This is a genomic window from Microvirga terrestris (assembly GCF_015694425.1).
Lineage (GTDB): Bacteria > Pseudomonadota > Alphaproteobacteria > Rhizobiales > Beijerinckiaceae > Microvirga > Microvirga terrestris.
Window position 1 is genome coordinate 157,351 of record NZ_JADQDN010000001.1, and the last position, 18,777, is coordinate 176,127.

Below are 18,777 nucleotides of genomic sequence, written 5' to 3' on the forward strand. Positions count from 1 at the left end.
TCCAGCGCACGGGATAGGGCGGGATTCGGAGCCAATCGGAGGCTAGAATCCCGTTGTAGGGCCCGAGTACCGTCAAGACAATACGGTCAAGCTTGAACCCATTCTGAACAAAGTCGTGTCATGATGCGCCACATCTTCGCCTCATTCCGCCGTCACCCAGCGCCCCCTTATGGTTACCGCCAGCTGGAGTTTCGGTTTGACTTGGCAACACTTCCTCAGAACGCTGGCGATTGCAGGCTTGGGCGCAGCGGCCCTTGTGGTGGCATCTCAAGCCAAGGCGAGCGGAGGCGAGAGCGCCCCCATCTCTCCGGATCAGGCCGAGGAGTTCCTCGACGCTGCCGCAGCTGAAGCCGCTGCCTTCGCCAAGGAAGAGGCTACCGCGGAGGCCCCGGAGCCGGATGCCAAGGGCGTGGCCAAGAAGAAATCGAAGGAAGCGGTTGCCTCCAAGTCCAACAAGTCTCAGGTCAGCAAGGCGGAAGAGGCCCAACCCGAGGCAGTTGCAAAGACGATGGCTGCGCTTGAAGGGGCCGATCAGCAGACTGCTTCCCTTCCTGCTCCGTTGATGGCCGCCGGGTCGAAAGCGCGCCTGCCCGATGCAGCACGTGCCGGTGTGCTCAAGCCGCTCATCGTCCGCTATGCGTCCGAGAACGGGCTGCCCTATGAATTGGCCGATGCCGTGATCCGGCTCGAGAGCCGGTACAATGCCGGCGCCCGCAACGGGCCGAATATGGGCCTCACCCAGATCAATATCCGCACGGCGCAGTCGCTGGGCTACAAGGGCGATGCCGCCGGGCTTTTCGATGCGGAAACGAATCTCCGCTACGGCCTCAAGTACCTGGCCACGGCCTATAAGCTCGCGGGTGGCGACACCTGCGGCACGATCCTGCGCTATCAGTTCGGCCACCGCACCCAGACCATGACGGCTGCTTCGCGGGCCTATTGCGCCAAGGTGAAGGTGATCACGGCGGCTGCCGATTGATCGACCGGCCTTGACGGCAGGGCCCTTTTGGCACCACATCCCATCCGTCAGCCGGCCGGGCGGCCGCTTCGAGTTCATCTCGGGGAGGAAAGTCCGGGCTCCATGGAAGCAAGGTGCCGGATAACGTCCGGCGGGGGTAACCCTAGGGAAAGTGCCACAGAAAGCAGACCGCCCTGCAAGGTCTTCGGACCCCAGGGTTAGGGTGAAAGGGTGCGGTAAGAGCGCACCGCGGACGCAGCAATGCGGACGGCATGGTAAACCCCACCAGGAGCAAAACCGAATAGGGACGACAGGCGCTCGCGCCAGGCCTGCTTCCAGGCTGGTCGTCCGGGTTGGTTGCTAGAGGCGGTCAGCAATGATCGTCCCAGAGGAATGGTCGCCACGTCCGAAGTCTTAGACTTTGGGCCCTACAGAACCCGGCTTACAGGCCGGCTGACCCCATCTTTCCACAGGCTCGAAATTTGCAGAAAGCGGAGCAAACCTTTGCTCCGCTTACGATTCATTAACCGTAAATGCGTCTCATGAGGAACACATGCCATAAGGCCTGCGCTCCACCTCCGTTCCGTTGACGACCATATTATCCCATGTTATCCCAAACCATCCCGTCGACGGTGTCTTCCGAAGAGGGCGTCAAGCACCCGAGAAGTGCTGGCGTACTGCTTCGGAAAGTAGCGTCACCACCGACAACGGGTGGCAGATCCTCAGGATCTGTCGGGGGGCTGACAATCAGGAGCGTGCGAGCTGCGGCCAATGAACCGCTTCGTGTCCAATTTCACCAACAAGTTGGATTCGAAGGGTCGCGTCTCGATCCCCGCATCCTTCAGGGCCGTGCTGGCTCGGGATGGATTCGAGGGGCTCTACGTACATCCGGCGCTCGATGCGCCGGCACTGGACGCAGGCGGCAACGTGCTTCTGAACGAGATCGATGCGTTCTTGTCGACGCTGTCGCCCTATTCGGACGAACGGGATCAGCTGTCGACGGCATTGTTCGGAACCAGCGAGATTCTGAAGGTCGATCCGGAGGGGCGTGTCATCCTGACGGACACAGTAAAAGTGCATGCCGAGATCGGCGATACGGTGACGTTCGTCGGACTTGGTCACAAGTTCCAGATTTGGGAGCCCGAGCGCTTCCGTGCGCACTTGGAGGAGGCGCGCACGAAGGTCCGAGACCTGAAGAAAGCATTGGGCAATCGAATATTGGAACCGAGGCTAGTGCAGAACGCCTCACCAGGAGTACGGGAGCGATGATGGGACGCGGCGACGGCCCAGGAGCCGGAGCCGCTGGCGGACCGTCCCGTCACGTTCCTGTTCTCCTGGCGGAGGTTGGCACAGCGCTCGATGCAAATCGCGGTGGCATTTTCATCGATGGCACTTTCGGTGCGGGCGGCTATACGCGCGCCATTCTCGACGCCCATTCGCAGAATAAAGTGATTGCTATCGACCGTGATCCCGATGCGATCGCCGGCGGCGAAGCGCTTGCAGCCAAATTCAAGAAACGCCTGATGCTCGTGCCGGGCCGCTTCGGCGACCTCGACGACATCGCGCGAGCACAGGGGTTCGAGAGCGTCGATGGCGTCGTGCTTGACATCGGCGTGTCGTCCATGCAGCTCGATCAGGCCGAGCGCGGCTTCTCGTTCCGCAACGAGGGGCCGCTCGACATGCGCATGGAGCAGTCGGGCCCCAGCGCGGCGGATCTTGTCAACGAAGCGTCCGAGTCCGAACTCGCGGACATCTTCTATCATTATGGCGAGGAGCGGCGCGCGCGCGCCGTGGCGCGTGCGGTGATCGAAGCGCGCCGCCGTCAACCTTTCGAGACCACGCGGCAGCTGGCCGATCTCGTGGCCTCCCTGATCCGGCAGGAGCCCAGCGGCATCCATCCCGCCACGCGCGTGTTCCAGGGACTGCGCATTGCCGTCAACGACGAACTCGGTGAGTTGGCTCGTGCCCTGCATGCGGCGGAGCGCATCCTGAAGCCCGGCGGACGTCTCGTGGTCGTCACGTTCCATTCGCTCGAAGACCGCATCGTGAAGCAGTTCTTTGCCGCCCGCACCGGCCGCGCGCCCACCGGCTCGCGCCATTTGCCGACGGCGGCGGCCGCTGAGCCCACTTTTGACGCGATCACCCGCGGCCCTGTCGCGCCAAGCGAACAGGAGATGGCGCGCAATCCGCGGGCCCGTTCGGCGAAGCTCCGCGCAGGCGCTCGCACCGATACGCCGCCGCAGGACCCCTTGAGCGCCATCACCATGCTGGCCGAACTGCCGCAGACAGCCGAGAAAAAGGGAGGCCGTCGGTGATCCGTCTGCTCCATATCATCGCGATCTCCGCCCTCATCGCATCGGCGGGCTATGCCTATTCGGTCAAGTACGAAACCCTCTACTACGTGGAGCAGGTGGCGAAGCTGAAGTCGCAGGTCAGCCGCGAGCGCGAAGCCATCGCGGTTCTGCAAGCCGAGTGGCAATATCTCGACCGTCCGGACCGCCTCCAGGATGCCGCCGACAAGCACCTCGATCTTCAGGCGCTGAAGATCCAGCAGCTCGCGCGTCTGTCCGACCTGCCGAACCGTCCGTCCCGCGAGGACGAGATCGGCCGCAAGCTCGAAGCGCTCGGGCTGCTCGAGCCGACCTCGACTCCGAAGGACAGGAATTCGGACGCCCGCACCCCGACGACTCAAACTCCGAAACGGTGAGCCTCGTGTCGCAAGAGTCCCAAACCGAATGGCCGGGTAAGACCTTTCCCGCAAAGCGTGGTCTGCTCGGTCATGCCCGCGAGCTGTTTCGCCTGCGTCATGACAAGAGCACGTCGCGCGTGGGCTTGGCTGCGGTCTGCTTCGTCGGCCTGTTCAGCTTGATCGGTGGACGTCTCGTTCATCTCGCGCTCACAAGCGAGAATACGAGCGAGGTGCGCCGTGCGGCGTCCTCCGAGATTTCCGCCGCGCGCCCTGACATTGTCGACCGCAATGGCGAAGTTCTTGCCACTGACGTGAAGATGGTGTCGGTTTTCGCCGAGCCGCGCAACATCGTCGACAAGGACGAGGCCGTCGAGCTGCTGACCGCCGTTCTGCCGGATCTCGACGCCACGGACCTGCGCAACAAGCTCGGTACCAAGAAGGGCTTCGTCTGGGTCAAGCGCGAGATCACGCCGCGCCAGCAGGCGGAGGTCCATCGGCTGGGCATTCCCGGCATCGGCTTCCTGCCGGAGAACAAGCGCGTCTATCCCAATGCAGAGGCTGCCGCTCACGTGCTCGGCTTCGCCAACGTGGACAATGTGGGCATCGCCGGCATCGAGAAATACATCGACAGCATGGGCCTGCAGGACCTCAACGGCGCAGGCTTCAACATTTCCGCCGCTGACCTGAAACCCATCCAGCTCTCCCTCGATCTGCGCGTGCAACACGCCCTTCGCGACGAGCTTGCCAGAGGCATGGCCAAGTTCAAGGCCAAGGCCACCGCCGGCGCGATCCTGGATGTGAATACGGGCGAGATCATCGCCCTTGTGTCGCTGCCCGACTATGATCCCAACAACCCGGTCGATGCCCTCGACAAGGACCGGATCAACCGCATCAATGTCGGCGTGTTCGAGATGGGCTCGACCTTCAAGGCGCTCACCGTCGCGATGGCGCTCGATTCCGGCAAATACAACATCAACTCGACCTTCGACGCCCGCTCCGGCCTGCGCTACGGCAAGTTCACCATCGGTGACTATCACGCCACGCACCGGGTGCTCAGCACCCCTGAAGTCTTCGTGCACTCGTCGAACATCGGCACCGCCCGCATGGCGCTCGGCATCGGCGTTGAAGGTCACAAGTCCTTCCTGCGCAAGATGGGCCAGCTGACCCGCCTTGAGACGGAGCTGCCGGAGAATGCCCTGCCGATCGTTCCGCCACGCTGGGGTGAGCTGAACACCATGACCATCGCGTTCGGCCACGGCCTTGCAGTGGCGCCGCTCCAGGCCCTCATGGCGGTGGGCGCACTGGTGAATGGCGGCGTCATGATCAAACCGACATTCATGAAGCGCACCATCGATGAGGCACGCCGGAACGCTCTTCAGGTTCTCAAGCCCGAGACGAGCGAGGCGATGCGCTACGTGATGCGTCTCAACGCCTCGACGCCGGAAGGCTCCGCCGGAAACGCTTCGATTGCGGGCTTCTTCGTCGGCGGCAAGACCGGCACCGCCGAGAAGGTGATCGGCGGCCGTTATGCCAAGAACAAGAATTTCACCACCTTCACGGCCGTGGTGCCGGCGGACAAGCCGAAATACGTGTTCCTGACCATCATGGACGAGCCGCAGGCGATCGAAGGAACCTATGGCTTCTCGACGGCCGGCTGGAACGCCGCTCCCGTGACCGGCAACATCATCGAGCGCATCGCGCCGCTGCTCGGCGTTCCGCCGCGCTTCGAACCACCAGTGCAGCCCTTCCCGCTCATGTCGCGCCTCGGCGCCTGGGGCAGCAATCGATGAGCGCGCAGGTTATGCATCTCGGCAACCTTCTCGACCTCGCGGCAGGTGACGCTCACGCGTCCCTTTCCGTTTCGAAGATCGCCTCCGACAGCCGCAAGGTGGTGTCTGATACTCTGTTCTTTGCCGTACCCGGCACCAAGGTGGACGGCATGAGCTTCGTGCCGCAGGCGGCGGCCGCCGGTGCAGTTGCCATTGTCGGCGAAGCGGAGCGCCCGGCCGATCTGCCGGAATCCGTAGCTTACATGCAGGTGAAGGACCTGCGCCGGACGCTCGCACTTGCGGCCGCACGCTTCTATCCCAATCAGCCCGAGAAGGTCGTCGCCGTCACGGGCACGAGCGGCAAGAGCTCGGTGGCCGATTTTATCCGCCAACTCTTCGCGCATCTTGGCTACAAATCCGCCAGCGTCGGCACACTCGGCATCATCACGTCGGACGGCGCCGCCTACGGCTCGCTCACGACACCTGATCCGATTTCCCTGCATGAGAGCCTCGACCGGCTGGCTAATGACGGCGTCACGCGCCTTGCCATGGAGGCGTCCTCGCATGGCATCGACCAGCGCCGCCTCGACGGGGTGCGCCTGCATGCTGCAGGCTTCACCAATCTCGGCCGCGACCATCTCGACTATCACGCCACCACGGAGGCCTATGCGGCGGCGAAGCTTCGCCTCTTCGATACGCTTCTGCCGCAGGATGCGCCTGCGATCATTAATGCGGACGGTCCTTATGCGGACGTGTTCCTGCATGGCGTTCGCAATCGGGGGCTCAACGTCATCACCACCGGCAGCATGGGCGAGACCATCCGCCTCGTCGAAGCGCGCGCGGAAGGCTTTACGCAGGCCCTGACCATCGAGGCGGTTGGGAAGACCTTCCAGACACATCTTCCGCTTCTTGGCGCTTTTCAGGTCGAGAACGCCCTCGTCGCGGCCGGCCTCGTGCTGGCCGTGGAAGGCGAAGGCCGGGCGGCCGAGGTATTCGAGGGCCTTAAAACGCTCAAAGGCGTTTCAGGCCGTTTGGAGCAGGTGGGTGAGGTGGACGGTGCCATCTGCATCGTCGACTACGCCCACAAGCCCGATGCGCTCGCCCATGTGCTCGATGCGCTGCGCCCCTTCGTGAAGGGAAAACTTGTCTGCATCATAGGCTGCGGCGGCGACCGGGATCGGGGCAAGCGCCCGCTCATGGGACGCATCGCCAACGACAAGGCGGATGTGGTCATCGTCACGGACGATAATCCTCGCTCCGAGGACCCGGCCGCCATCCGCGCCGAGGTCATGAAGGGCGCTCCCCGCGCTCGGGAGATCGGCGACCGCGCTCAGGCCATCCGCACCGCTGTGAGCGAGCTTCGCCGGGGCGATATTCTGGTCGTGGCCGGCAAAGGTCATGAAACGGGCCAAATCATCGGCGACCGGACCCTGCCGTTCTCGGACCATGACGAGGTCCGGGCGGCCATTGCAGCGAGGCAGGGATGAATTCGCCCCTTTGGACACGAGACGAAATCGCAGCCGCCACTAATGCCCGCATCGGCAGCGGTTTCGCGAAAGGCACGGGTGCGTCCATCGACACGCGCACGCTCGAGCCCGGCGATTTGTACTTCGCCATCAGGGGCGACGTGCATGACGGGCACGATTTCGTGCCCGCGGCCCTGGAGAAGGGCGCATCGGCTGCTGTCGTGTCCGAGGAAAAAGCTCCTGGCTTCGCAGGCTTCGACAGGTTGATCGTGGTTACCGATGTGCTCGAGGCGATGCGCCAGCTCGGCCGCGCGGCCCGCGCCCGCACGAATGCCAGGATCGTCGCGGTCACCGGCTCCGTCGGCAAGACCGGCACGAAGGAGGCCATGCGTCTCGCTCTCTCCCGCCAGGGTGCGACGCATGCTTCGGTTGCGTCCTACAACAATCACTGGGGCGTGCCGCTGACGCTCGCGCGCATGCCACGTGAAACCGAGTTTGGCGTGTTCGAGATCGGCATGAACCATGCCTATGAGATCCTGCCGCTCACCGGCATGGTGCGCCCGCACGTGGCGGTGATCACCACGGTCGAGCCGGTTCACATTGAGTTCTTCCCCTCGCTCTGGGGCATCGCCGACGCCAAGGGTGAGATCTTTTCAGGCTTGGAGCCCGGCGGTACGGCCGTTATCAACCGCGACAACGCCTATTTCGAGCGCATGCGCGTTCATGCCCTGGCCTCCGCGGCAGGCCGCGTCATCACGTTCGGTGAGCATGAGGCGGCGGATATCCGTGCGAACCGCATCATCGTGAAGCCCGACCATTCGGTGGTCGATGCCACGATCTTCGGCCAGCCCCTGACCTACAGGATCGGCACGGCGGGCCGGCACCACGCGCTCAACTCTCTGAGCGTACTTGCGGCATCCCATGCGCTCGGCGCGGATATCGCTCTGGTGGCGCTCTCCTTCGCCGAACTCAAGCCCCCGGTCGGACGCGGCGAGCGCACGATGCTCACGGTCGGGGAGGGCGAGGCCCTGCTGATCGACGAGAGCTACAATGCCAATCCGGCGTCCATGCGCGCGGCGCTGGCCAATCTCGGCGCGGTGGAACTCGGGCGCGGGGCGCGGCGGATTGCCGTTCTGGGCGACATGAAGGAATTGGGCGAGACGGGCCCGCAGCTTCACGCGGAATTGGCGGAGGCGGTCCAGGCCAACGGGATCGATCAGGTCTTTGCCGCCGGTGCCCTGATGCAGAACCTTGTGGACGCATTGCCGAAAGCCATGGTGGTGGCTCACACGCAAACCTCCGCCGATCTGGTCGACGCGGTCTGCGCCGCAATCCGTCCTGGCGATGCTGTGACCGTCAAGGGCTCGCTCAGCATGAAGATGGCCCTGGTTGTCAAAGCTTTGAAAGAACGTTACGGCGCGAGCCCAACGGCCCACGCGCTGAAAGGATGATCGATGTTAACCTGGTTGGCTGAGCTCAGCCCCTATTTCAGCCCCCTCAACATTTTCCGCTACATCACGTTCCGCACTGGGGGCGCGACGGCGACCGGCATGCTGTTCGTGTTCCTGTTCGGACCAGCGATCATCTCGCTCCTGCGCGTGCGCCAGGGCAAGGGACAGCCGATCCGCGAGGACGGGCCGCAATCGCACCTGCTGACGAAGCGCGGTACGCCCACCATGGGCGGCCTGATGATCCTCGCCGGCGTGCTCGTCTCGACCCTGCTCTGGGCAAACCTCGAGAACCATTATGTCTGGGTCGTATTGTTCGTCACCGTGGGCTTCGGCGCCATCGGCTTCTATGACGATTACCTGAAGGTGACGAAGCAGTCGCACAAGGGCTTTTCCGGACGCTCACGCCTGACCATCGAGGCGATCATCGCGGTTCTGGCCTGCCTGGCGATCTCCTACATGGCGACACCGGGACTGGCGAACAAACTGGCGCTGCCGTTCTCGAAGGACCTGATCATCAATCTCGGCTGGTTCTATGTGATCTTCGCCGGTTTCGTCATCGTCGGCGCCGGCAACGCGGTGAACATCACCGACGGTCTCGACGGGCTCGCCATCGTGCCGGTGATGATCGCGGCAGGCACTTTCGGTTTTATCGCTTATCTCGCCGGTAACGCGGTGTTCTCCAACTACCTGCAGATCCATTTCGTGCCCGGCACCGGCGAACTCGCGGTGCTCTGCGGTGCGCTCATCGGGGCTGGCCTCGGCTTTCTCTGGTTCAATGCGCCGCCGGCGCAGATCTTCATGGGCGATACGGGTTCGCTTGCGCTCGGCGGCATGCTCGGCGCCATCGCGGTTGCGGCCAAGCACGAGATCGTGCTCGCCATCGTGGGCGGCCTGTTCGTACTGGAGATCCTGTCAGTTATCATCCAGGTCACGTCGTTCAAGCTCACCGGCAAGCGCGTCTTCAAGATGGCGCCGATCCACCATCACTTCGAGCAGCTGGGCTGGACCGAGCCGCAGGTGGTGATCCGCTTCTGGATCATCGCCGTGGTGCTCGCGATCACCGGCCTCGCCACCCTGAAACTCCGGTAAGCGCATGACACCCGTCACCTCCTTCGCAGGCAAAACGGTCGCTCTCTTCGGCCTCGGCGGCTCGGGGCTCGCGACTGCGCTTGCCTTGAAGGAGGGCGGCGCGCGGGTGATCGCCTGCGACGACAATCCGGCGAAGATGGCAGAAGCAGGCGCGAAAGACATCGAGACCGCCGACCTGCGCAACATCGACTGGTCCGAGGTCTCGTCCTTCATCCTCTCGCCCGGCGTACCGCTCACCCATCCCGAGCCGCATTGGTCAGCGAAGCTCGCGCGTGAAGCCGACGTCGAGATCATCGGCGACATCGAGCTGTTTTGCCGCGAACGCGCCAAGACCGCCCCGAACGCGCCCTTCATCGCGATCACCGGCACCAACGGCAAGTCGACCACCACGGCCCTCATCGCCCATATCCTGCGCCAGGCAGGCCATGATGTGCAGATGGGCGGCAACATCGGCACCGCGATCCTGTCGCTCGAACTGCCTGCCGACAATCGCATCCACGTGATCGAGTGCTCCTCGTTCCAGATCGACCTCGCGCCGTCGCTCGCGCCCACCATCGGCGTCCATCTCAACCTGTCGCCCGATCACATCGACCGTCATGGGACGATGGAGCTCTACGCGGCGATCAAGGAGCGGTTGGTGGCGAAGGCGGGTCTGGCCGTCATCGGCGTTGATGATCCGATGAGCCGTGCGATCGCTGACGCCTGCGAGGCCAAGGGCGTGAATGTCGCCCGCGTTTCGGTCGAGCCTCTTAACGTGAAGGGTGTCTTCGCTGACGGAGAAACCCTGGTCAGCGTGACCGGAGCTGACGCCGTTCCATTGGCAAACCTGTCCGGCATCGGCTCGCTGCGCGGCGCTCACAACGCGCAGAACGCTGCGGCGGCCATCGCCATCGCCCTGGCCTTGAACGTGCCTGCGGACGAGATTCGCTCGGGCCTTCACACCTTCCCCGGCCTGCCGCATCGCATGGAAGAGGTCGGCCATATCGGCGAGGCGCTCTTCATCAACGACTCCAAGGCCACCAACGCGGATTCCACCGAGAAGGCGCTCAAGTCCTTCGACGATATTTTCTGGATTCTCGGTGGCAAGGCGAAGGAAGGCGGTATCGAGCCGCTGAAGCCTTACTTTCCGAAGATCCGCAAGGCCTATCTCATCGGCGCAGCTTCGGATGAGTTTGCAAAGACGCTCGGCACGCAAGTCCCGCACGTTCATTGCGGCACCCTCGACAAGGCGGTAGCGCAGGCGGCATCCGATGCGCAGTCGCTCGGCGCTCATGCCGTCGTCCTGCTCTCGCCGGCCTGCGCCTCCTACGACCAATTTCCCAATTACGAAGTGCGCGGAAACCATTTCCGCGATCTGGTCCGGGCATTACCCGGCATCGAAGCCAGGGGGGCTTGAGAGATGGTGTCACGCGCGGAACGCTCGGCATTCGGCGATTGGTGGTGGACGGTCGACCGCCTGCTTCTCGCAGGCCTCGCCATCCTCATGCTGGCAGGCCTCGTTTTCCTCATGGCGGGCGGTCCGCCCGTTGCGGAGCGGCTCGGGCTCTCCACCTTCCACTTCGTGAACCGGCAGGTGATGTTCCTCGTCCCGGCCCTGTTCATCATCGTCATCGTCTCGTTCCTGTCCCTGCGCCACCTGCGGCGTCTCGCTCTGCTGGTCTATGCAGCCGGCATGGTGATGATCCTTTTGGCGTTCCAGTATGGGCCCGAGATCAAGGGCGCCCATCGCTGGATCATGGTCGGTCCGCTCGGCCTGCAACCGTCCGAGTTCGTGAAGCCCGCCTTCGTGGTGCTTTCGGCCTGGGCGTTCTCGGAAGGTGCACGGCGCAAGGACGTGCCGGGCACGTTGCTGGCCTTCCTGCTCCTGCCCGCCACCATCATCCCGCTCATCCTGCAGCCGGATTTCGGCCAGACCATGCTCGTCACCATCGTGTGGTGCGGCCTGTTCTTCGTCGCTGGCCTGCACTGGTTCTGGGTGATGGGTCTCGGCGGTGCCGGGCTCCTCGGCATCGGCGCGGCCTATCAGTTCCTGCCGCACGTGCGCGCCCGCATCGAGCGCTTCCTCGACAAGGATTCCGGCGACACCTTCCAGGTCGACACGGCGATGGAATCCTTCTCTCGCGGCGGCTGGCTGGGGCGCGGCCCGGGCGAGGGCTCGGTGAAGCGCATCCTGCCCGACGCCCATACCGACTTCATCTTCGCCGTCACGGCGGAGGAGTTCGGCATCATCGTGTGCATCGCGCTGCTCATGGTCTTCGCCTTCATCGTGCTGCGCGGCCTCACGCTGGCGCGCCGCAACGATGATACCTTCTGCCGCCTTGCCGCCACGGGCCTCATCTTCATGTTCGGCCTGCAGGCCTGCATCAACATGATGGTGAACGTGCATCTGATGCCCGCCAAGGGCATGACGCTGCCCTTCATCTCCTATGGCGGCTCGTCGCTCCTGTCGCTGGCGCTCGGCATGGGCTTCCTCATCGCGCTCACGCGGCGGCGCCCGCGCGCCGAGATGATGGACCATTTCGGCCAGGATCGGATGTGAGGATGAGCGCGCCTCTCATCCTCCTGACCGCCGGCGGCACCGGCGGTCATCTCTTTCCGGCCGAGGCCCTCGCTAATGCGTTGAAGGCGTCCGGCGCGCGGGTGGCGCTTGCCACCGACAAGCGCGCCAATGCCTATGCAGGTTCGTTTCCGGCCGACGAGATCGTCGAGATACCCTCCGCCACGCCGTCAGGCCGCTCCATTCCGCAGATGGCGAAAGCCGCGCTGATGCTCGGGCAGGGGACCCTGAAGGCCATGGCCGTGATCCGCCGGATGAAGCCCGCCGTAGTCGTGGGCTTCGGCGGTTACCCCACTGTGCCGCCGGTGATTGCCGCCTCGCTTCTGAACGTGCCGAGCGTGATCCACGAGGCGAACGGCGTTATGGGGCGGGCCAACCGCCTGCTCGCCCGCCGCGCCACCGTGATCGCGACGGGCTTTGCCGGCATCAAGGGCATTCCGGCCAATGTGCCGGGCAAGACGATCCATACCGGCAACCCGATCCGCCCCGCGGTGCTGGAGGCGGCGAAGCAAGCTTACACGCCGCTTGAAGCCAATGACAAATTCCGCCTCCTCGTGGTCGGCGGCAGCCAGGGCGCCCGGGTCATGAGCGACGTGGTGCCGCCCGCCATCGAGCGTCTGCCGCCGGAGCTTCGCTCCCGCATCGTCATCACGCAGCAGGCGAGGGGCGAGGATCTGGATCGGGTGCGCGCCCAATACCAGCAGCTGAATGTGGAATTCGAGGCCGAGCCCTTCTTCAAGGACCTGCCGCACCGGCTGGCTCAGGCCCATCTCGTGGTCTCCCGCTCGGGCGCCTCGACGGTGGCGGAACTGGCCGTAATCGGCCGTCCCTCGATCCTCGTGCCCCTGCCGGGCTCCCTCGATCAGGACCAGGCGGCCAACGCCAAGACCCTCGGAGATCTGGGCGCCGCCATCGTTTGCCCGCAATCGGAGTTCACCCCTGAGCGGCTGGCAAACGAGATTCAAGCGTTTTTTCAAGAGCCTGACCGCTTGACCCGGGCCGCCGCCGCCGCACATAGCGCCAGCATCACGGATGCGGCGGAGCGCCTGGCTCACGCCGTTCTCACCCTCACTTCTGCGAATCATAACGGAAAAAGCCCATGAAACTGCCGCCGAAGCTTGGACCCATTCACTTCATCGGCATCGGCGGCATCGGCATGTCGGGCATCGCCGAAGTCATGCACAATCTGGGCTACACGGTGCAGGGCTCGGACGCCGCCGACAACTACAACGTCAAGCGTCTCGCCGACAAAGGCATCAAGACCTTCATCGGCCACAAGGCCGAGAACGTGGAGGATGCCGAGATCGTCGTGGTCTCTACCGCCATCAAGCGCGACAACCCTGAACTCGTCGTTGCCCGCGAGAAGCGCCTGCCCGTGGTGCGCCGCGCCGAGATGCTGGCCGAGCTCATGCGCTTCAAGTCCTGCGTGGCGGTGGCCGGCACCCATGGCAAGACCACGACGACATCGCTGGTCGCGACGTTGCTCGATGCCGGCGGCCTCGACCCGACGGTGATCAACGGCGGCATCATCAACGCCTACGGCACCAATGCCCGCATGGGTGACGGCCAGTGGATGGTGGTGGAGGCGGACGAATCCGACGGCACCTTCCTGAAGCTCCCGGCCGATGTGGCGATTGTCACCAACATCGACGCCGAGCATCTCGACCATTTCGGTACCTTCGACGCGATCAAGGACTCGTTCCATTCCTTCATCAACTCGATCCCGTTCTACGGCTTTGCTGTGATGTGCATCGACCATCCGACGGTGCAGGACCTTGTGGGTCGCATCGAGGACCGGCGCATCATCACCTATGGTGAGAACCCGCAGGCCGACGTGCGGATCATGGATGTCGATCCGCGTGGCGGGCAGACCAAGTTCCGCGTGATGATCCGCGACCGCCGCCCCGGCTTCCGCCTGGAGCTCGAAGACCTCGTGCTGCCGATGCCAGGCGCGCATAATGCGCTCAACGCCACAGCGGCAATTGCGGTCGCCCATGAGCTCGGCGTCTCGCCCGATGCGATCCGCAAGGCGCTCGCCGGCTTCGGGGGCGTGAAGCGCCGCTTCACCCGCACGGGCGAGTGGAACGGCGTCACGGTGTTCGACGATTACGGCCACCATCCCATCGAGATTGCCGCGGTGCTGAAAGCCGCGCGTGCTTCGACGGACGGGCAGGTCATCGCCGTGGTGCAGCCGCACCGCTATTCGCGTCTCTCGTCCCTGTTCGATCAGTTCTGCACCTGCTTCAACGATGCCGATGCAGTCATCGTCGCGCCGGTCTACGCGGCAGGCGAGCAGCCGATCCCCGGCATGGATCGCGACGGTCTCGTGTCGGGTCTCAAGGCGCGTGGGCATCGCAACGTGATGGCGCTGGAGAAGTCCGAGGATCTCGCCAATCTCGTCAAGGGCGTTGCAAATCCCGGGGACTACGTGATCTGCCTCGGCGCCGGCAACATCACCCAATGGGCCTATGCACTACCGGGCGAACTCGAGCACATCGGCGAGAAGGCGGCCTGATGTTTGCCGACATCACTGCCGACCTGAAGGCCGGTATGCCCGAGCTGCGCGGCAAGCTGGATGCGAACGCGCCGACGGCGCCGCTCTCCTGGTTCCGCACGGGCGGCCCGGCGCAGGTGCTGTTCACGCCGGTGGACGCGAACGATCTGGCGTATTTCCTTCAGCGCCTCGACCGCAGCGTTCCGGTTCTCGTCGTGGGTCTTGGCTCAAACCTGCTCATCCGCGACGGCGGATGGGAAGGTGTCATCATTCGTCTCGGCAAGGGTTTCGCCGAAGTCTCAATCGAGCCCAATCTGCGCGTGCGGGCCGGTGCTGGCGCTCCCGACGTGAAGGTGGCGCGCGCGGCTGCCGAGGCCGGCATTGCGGGGCTCTCCTTCCTGCGCGGCATTCCCGGCGCCATCGGCGGGGCCTTGCGCATGAATGGCGGCGCCTATGGCGGCGAGACCAAGGATGTGCTCGTCGAGGCCAAGGGCGTCACGCGCACCGGCGAGGCGGTGACCTTCACCAATGCGCAGATGGGCTTCACCTATCGCCACGCGGCCGTGCCGGACGACGTGATCTTCACCGAAGCTTTGTTCGAGGGCCGGGCCGGCAATCCGGAAGAAATCCTGGCCGAAATGAACGCCATCACCGAGGCGCGCTCCTCGACCCAGCCGGTCAACACCCGCACGGGCGGCTCCACCTTCAAGAACCCGCCGGGCAGGAAGGCCTGGGAACTGGTCGATGCCGCAGGCTGCCGGGGCTTGCGCATCGGCGATGCCCAGGTGTCCGAGATGCACTGCAACTTCCTGATCAACCATGGCTCCGCCTCTGCAGCCGACATCGAAGGCCTGGGCGAGGAAGTTCGCCGCCGCGTCCGAGAGACGTCGGGCGTGGAGCTCGAATGGGAGATCAAGCGGGTCGGGATTGCGAGCGCATCGTACGGAAAAGTGGATCCGGTTTTCCGCGCCTAACGATGCGCCAGCTAAGAGAAGGATCATCGGACCCAAAAGTGCAAGTCCACTTTTGGGTCCGATGATCCGGGCCTGATTCGAATCACTTTCTGACCCGGTGTCGCCGGGCGCATGACGGGAGACACCTATGGCGAAGCACGTAGCCATCCTTTATGGCGGCTGGTCGGCGGAGCGCGAGGTTAGCCTGGCGTCGGGCCGGGCCTGCTGCAAGGCCCTGGAGAGCCAAGGCTACAAGGTCACTCCCATCGATGTGCAGCCCGACATCGCCACCGTTCTCCAGGCAGTTGCGCCGGACGTGGTGTTCAACGCGCTTCATGGGCGCGTGGGGGAGGACGGGACCATTCAGGGCCTGCTCGAACTCTTAAAAATTCCCTACACCCATTCCGGCGTCCTCGCTTCGGCGCTCGCTATGCAGAAGGACAAGGCGAAAATCGTCATGGAGGCGGCCGGCGTGCCGGTTCCCAGAGGCATGGTCGTTAACCGTTTCGAGGCGGCGAAAAGCCACGTTCTGTCGGCCCCCTATGTGATCAAGCCGATCAGCGAAGGCTCGTCCTACGGGGTCATCATCGTTCGCGAGGACCGCTCCCATCCGCCCCAGGAGCTGTTGCGCGAGGACTGGGCCTTCGGCGACCAAGTCCTTGTGGAATCATACGTTGCGGGCCGTGAGCTGACCTGCGCGGTCATGGGCGACAAGGCCCTTGGGGTCATCGATATCCGGCCCGCCACCGGGGTCTTCTACGATTACGATGCGAAATATGTGAAGGGGGGCTCCATTCACGTCCTCCCGGCAGAAATTAAACCGAATATTTACCAAAAGGTCCAAGAGTTGGCGTTAACGGCGCATCAAGCGCTCGGCTGTCGGGGAATCAGCCGCGCCGACTTGCGGTACGACGATACTCCTGGGGGAACCGGGGAACTCGTCGTTCTTGAGGTCAACACGCAACCCGGCATGACCGAGACGAGCTTGGTGCCAGAACTGGCAGCCCATGCGGGCTATACGTTTGGCGAGCTTGTGCAATGGATGGTGGAGGACGCTACCTGCAACCGATGACGGCCTACCCGGCCGGATTCGCCGTTGCGCGCGCTGCCTCCGGGGACCGGAGGCCCGCCTCATCGTTCAAGCAGCCCTCCCGAATCAGAAAGCTGTTCGGCGCCTCCAGCAGCGTGCGCCGACGCTCCGCCGCCCCGATCGAGCAGCGCCTTCCGCGTTTTCTCGGAACCGGCCTGACGCTGGCCTTCTTCTCGGCCGTCGTCGGCTACGGCCTCTGGCAGGGCGGTCATATCGACGGTTTCATCCGCCAGCACGGCGAACCGCACCATGCGCTGGCGCGCACCGTGGGTCTCGGCCTCGAGCAGGTGACGATCTCCGGCATCTCGCAGATGAGCGAGAACGAAGTTCTTGCCGCGGCCGGCATAAACGGAAAGCTGTCGCTCGCCTTCCTCGACGTGAACGACCTGCGCGAGCGCCTCGAGCGCGTGCCGATGGTCAAGTCGGCGACCGTGCGCAAGCTCTATCCCAATGAACTCGTGATCACGCTGGCCGAGCGCGAGGCCCATGCCATCTGGCAGAACAACGGCGAGCTCTTCGTCATTGCCGCCGACGGCACGGTGATCGACCTGATGCAGGACGAGCGCTATGTCGGTCTGCCGTTCGTGGTGGGCGAGGGCGCGAATGCCCGCAGCAAAGATTATCTCGCGCTGGTCGAGGCCGCGGGCCCGCTGAAGCAGCGCATCCGCGCCGGAACGCTCGTGGCCGGACGGCGCTGGACGCTGAAGATGGACAACGGCATGGACGTGCGCCTGCCGGAGATCGGGGCAACCCATGCGCTGGCCCGTCTCGTGAAGCTCGAGAACGAGCAGAAAATTCTGGAAAAGGACGTGCTGGCGATCGATCTGCGCATGGCGGATCGCGTCGTCGTCCGCTTGACGGAAGAGGCCGCCTTGGCCCGCGCCGAGGCACTCAAGAAAAAACCAATGCGCGGCAAGGGGGTCGATACATGAGTCTCTCGGGTCACGGTTTGACGCCTCGCCTGAAGCCACTCTCCGCACGCAAGAGCGCCATTCTTTCGGTGCTCGATGTCGGAACGAGCAAGGTCGTCTGCGTGGTGGCGGAACTGAAGCCGGCTGATGAAACCGAGTCACTGCGCAGCCGCACACACGTGGCGCGCATCCTCGGCATCGGCCATCAGCGCTCCATGGGCCTGAAAGGTGGCGTGGTCGTCGATCTGGAAGCGGCTGAGACTGCGATCCGTCAGGCTGTGCATGCCGCCGAACGGATGGCGAAGGTCGAGATCCAGTCGGTGATCGTCAATCTCACCGGCGGGCGTCTCGCGTCCGAGCATTTCGAGGCGCATGTTCCCGTGCGCGGTGCGGTGAGCGAAAACGATGTCCACCGCGTGCTCGATGCCGCATCCAGCTACGATCTGCGCCGCGGCCGCACCGTTCTTCATGCCTTGCCCACGGGCTTCTCGCTCGATGCGCAGAACCACATCGTCGATCCGGCCGGCATGATCGGCGAACGCCTCGGCGCGGACCTGCATGTGGTGACCTCCGAGGCGGCTGCCGCGCGAAACCTGATGCTGGCCGTCGAGCGCTGCCATCTCGGCGTCGAGGCGGTGATCTCCACGCCTTACGCTGCGGGTCTGTCGGCTCTCGTCGACGATGAGGCCGACATGGGCTGCGCGGTCGTCGACATGGGCGGCGGCACCACGAGCGTCGGCATCTTTTCCAACGGGCATCTGGTTCACACCGATGCCATCGCGGTCGGCGGTCATCACGTGACCATGGACATCGCGCGCGGTCTCACGACCCGCGTGTCCGCAGCCGAACGGCTCAAGACTTTCTACGGCTCCGCCATCGCTTCGAGCGCGGATGACCGGGACATGATCGCGGTGCCGCAGGTCGATGAGGACGAACGTGACGTTCCGAATCATCTGCCGAAGTCGCACCTCGTTCGCATCATCAAGCCGCGGGTCGAGGAGGTTCTCGAACTCGTGCGCGACCGGTTGAAGGGCGCGGGCTTTGCGGCCCAGGCCGGACGGCGGGTCGTGCTGACGGGCGGCGCAAGCCAGCTCGTCGGGCTGCCGGAAACGGCACGTCGCATCCTGCAGGGTCAGGTTCGTGTCGGGCGTCCGCTCGGCATCAAGGGCCTGCCGGAAGCGGCAAAGGGTCCTGCCTTTTCGGCAGTGGTCGGCCTCCTGGTTTATCCACAGGTGGCACACATCGAGTATTTCGAGCCGCGTTCCAGCGGCTTGTTTCAGAGTACGGGAACCGACGGCTACTTCTCTCGGATGGGCCGGTGGATTCGCGATAGTTTCTAAGACGAGTAAC

16 protein-coding genes and 1 other RNA gene are annotated in these 18,777 nt (G+C 64.2%); all 17 read left to right on the forward strand.

Going from position 1 to position 18,777, the window contains the following annotated elements; all coding sequences use genetic code 11:
- Positions 1-196 precede the first annotated feature (196 nt).
- The 17 genes from I2H36_RS00760 to ftsA all read left to right on the forward strand — a co-directional run bounded on the left by I2H36_RS00760 (position 197) and on the right by ftsA (position 18,767).
- Positions 197-979 carry a lytic transglycosylase domain-containing protein gene (locus tag I2H36_RS00760; protein WP_196261983.1) on the forward strand — a complete coding sequence of 261 codons (783 nt, stop codon included), beginning with the start codon at positions 197-199 and terminating at the stop codon, positions 977-979.
- A 47-nt stretch (positions 980-1,026) separates the two neighbouring features.
- Positions 1,027-1,419: RNase P RNA component class A (gene rnpB / locus I2H36_RS00765), an RNA gene on the forward strand.
- 310 nt (positions 1,420-1,729) lie between these two features.
- Complete coding sequence (mraZ, locus tag I2H36_RS00770; protein ID WP_196261984.1) at positions 1,730-2,227, forward strand: division/cell wall cluster transcriptional repressor MraZ; 498 nt, start codon at positions 1,730-1,732, stop codon at positions 2,225-2,227.
- The gene (gene rsmH, locus I2H36_RS00775; protein WP_196261985.1) at positions 2,224-3,273 is read left to right on the forward strand and encodes a 16S rRNA (cytosine(1402)-N(4))-methyltransferase RsmH; all 1,050 of its coding nucleotides are present in this window, start codon (positions 2,224-2,226) and stop codon (positions 3,271-3,273) included. The genes mraZ and rsmH overlap by 4 nt, the downstream gene beginning before the upstream one ends.
- A complete protein-coding gene (gene ftsL / locus I2H36_RS00780; protein WP_196261986.1) occupies positions 3,270-3,665 on the forward strand; it encodes a cell division protein FtsL in 396 nt (131 codons plus the stop codon). Before rsmH ends, ftsL begins: the two co-directional genes overlap by 4 nt.
- The gene (locus I2H36_RS00785; RefSeq protein WP_196261987.1) at positions 3,662-5,437 is read left to right on the forward strand and encodes a peptidoglycan D,D-transpeptidase FtsI family protein; all 1,776 of its coding nucleotides are present in this window, start codon (positions 3,662-3,664) and stop codon (positions 5,435-5,437) included. The genes ftsL and I2H36_RS00785 overlap by 4 nt, the downstream gene beginning before the upstream one ends.
- The gene (locus I2H36_RS00790) at positions 5,434-6,903 is read left to right on the forward strand and encodes a UDP-N-acetylmuramoyl-L-alanyl-D-glutamate--2,6-diaminopimelate ligase (protein ID WP_196261988.1); all 1,470 of its coding nucleotides are present in this window, start codon (positions 5,434-5,436) and stop codon (positions 6,901-6,903) included. Before I2H36_RS00785 ends, I2H36_RS00790 begins: the two co-directional genes overlap by 4 nt.
- Positions 6,900-8,333, forward strand: coding sequence for a UDP-N-acetylmuramoylalanyl-D-glutamyl-2,6-diaminopimelate--D-alanyl-D-alanine ligase (locus I2H36_RS00795; protein ID WP_196261989.1), 1,434 nt, complete (start codon positions 6,900-6,902; stop codon positions 8,331-8,333). Before I2H36_RS00790 ends, I2H36_RS00795 begins: the two co-directional genes overlap by 4 nt.
- Positions 8,334-8,336: 3 nt before the next feature.
- Positions 8,337-9,422 carry a phospho-N-acetylmuramoyl-pentapeptide-transferase gene (gene mraY, locus I2H36_RS00800; protein WP_196261990.1) on the forward strand — a complete coding sequence of 362 codons (1,086 nt, stop codon included), beginning with the start codon at positions 8,337-8,339 and terminating at the stop codon, positions 9,420-9,422.
- A gap of 4 nt (positions 9,423-9,426) precedes the next feature.
- A complete protein-coding gene (gene murD, locus I2H36_RS00805) occupies positions 9,427-10,818 on the forward strand; it encodes a UDP-N-acetylmuramoyl-L-alanine--D-glutamate ligase (protein ID WP_196261991.1) in 1,392 nt (463 codons plus the stop codon).
- Positions 10,819-10,821: 3 nt separating this feature from the next.
- Entirely contained in the window at positions 10,822-11,961 is a 1,140-nt protein-coding gene (locus tag I2H36_RS00810; protein WP_196261992.1) for an FtsW/RodA/SpoVE family cell cycle protein, read from the forward strand.
- Entirely contained in the window at positions 11,958-13,082 is a 1,125-nt protein-coding gene (gene murG / locus I2H36_RS00815) for an undecaprenyldiphospho-muramoylpentapeptide beta-N-acetylglucosaminyltransferase (RefSeq protein WP_196261993.1), read from the forward strand. Before I2H36_RS00810 ends, murG begins: the two co-directional genes overlap by 4 nt.
- Entirely contained in the window at positions 13,079-14,494 is a 1,416-nt protein-coding gene (gene murC, locus I2H36_RS00820; protein ID WP_196261994.1) for a UDP-N-acetylmuramate--L-alanine ligase, read from the forward strand. The genes murG and murC overlap by 4 nt, the downstream gene beginning before the upstream one ends.
- Positions 14,491-15,447 carry a UDP-N-acetylmuramate dehydrogenase gene (gene murB / locus I2H36_RS00825; protein WP_210330915.1) on the forward strand — a complete coding sequence of 319 codons (957 nt, stop codon included), beginning with the start codon at positions 14,491-14,493 and terminating at the stop codon, positions 15,445-15,447. Before murC ends, murB begins: the two co-directional genes overlap by 4 nt.
- 127 nt (positions 15,448-15,574) lie before the next feature.
- Complete coding sequence (locus tag I2H36_RS00830; protein WP_196261996.1) at positions 15,575-16,498, forward strand: D-alanine--D-alanine ligase; 924 nt, start codon at positions 15,575-15,577, stop codon at positions 16,496-16,498.
- Positions 16,465-17,448 carry a cell division protein FtsQ/DivIB gene (locus I2H36_RS00835; protein WP_196261997.1) on the forward strand — a complete coding sequence of 328 codons (984 nt, stop codon included), beginning with the start codon at positions 16,465-16,467 and terminating at the stop codon, positions 17,446-17,448. The genes I2H36_RS00830 and I2H36_RS00835 overlap by 34 nt, the downstream gene beginning before the upstream one ends.
- Positions 17,445-18,767: a cell division protein FtsA gene (gene ftsA / locus I2H36_RS00840; protein ID WP_196261998.1), complete on the forward strand. Its 1,323-nt coding sequence runs from the start codon at positions 17,445-17,447 to the stop codon at positions 18,765-18,767. Before I2H36_RS00835 ends, ftsA begins: the two co-directional genes overlap by 4 nt.
- Positions 18,768-18,777 lie beyond the last annotated feature (10 nt).

Bases quoted from the DNA above. Each gene is read 5' to 3' on its own strand.
- I2H36_RS00835 (WP_196261997.1), top strand. From the start codon at position 16,465: ATGGATGGTGGAGGACGCTACCTGCAACCGATGACGGCCTACCCGGCC.
- mraY (WP_196261990.1), top strand. From the start codon at position 8,337: ATGTTAACCTGGTTGGCTGAGCTCAGCCCCTATTTCAGCCCCCTCAAC.
- I2H36_RS00790 (WP_196261988.1), top strand. From the start codon at position 5,434: ATGAGCGCGCAGGTTATGCATCTCGGCAACCTTCTCGACCTCGCGGCA.
- I2H36_RS00795 (WP_196261989.1), top strand. From the start codon at position 6,900: ATGAATTCGCCCCTTTGGACACGAGACGAAATCGCAGCCGCCACTAAT.
- ftsA (WP_196261998.1), top strand. From the start codon at position 17,445: ATGAGTCTCTCGGGTCACGGTTTGACGCCTCGCCTGAAGCCACTCTCC.
- murC (WP_196261994.1), top strand. From the start codon at position 13,079: ATGAAACTGCCGCCGAAGCTTGGACCCATTCACTTCATCGGCATCGGC.
- murD (WP_196261991.1), top strand. From the start codon at position 9,427: ATGACACCCGTCACCTCCTTCGCAGGCAAAACGGTCGCTCTCTTCGGC.
- rsmH (WP_196261985.1), top strand. From the start codon at position 2,224: ATGATGGGACGCGGCGACGGCCCAGGAGCCGGAGCCGCTGGCGGACCG.
- mraZ (WP_196261984.1), top strand. From the start codon at position 1,730: ATGAACCGCTTCGTGTCCAATTTCACCAACAAGTTGGATTCGAAGGGT.
- I2H36_RS00830 (WP_196261996.1), top strand. From the start codon at position 15,575: ATGGCGAAGCACGTAGCCATCCTTTATGGCGGCTGGTCGGCGGAGCGC.
- I2H36_RS00810 (WP_196261992.1), top strand. From the start codon at position 10,822: ATGGTGTCACGCGCGGAACGCTCGGCATTCGGCGATTGGTGGTGGACG.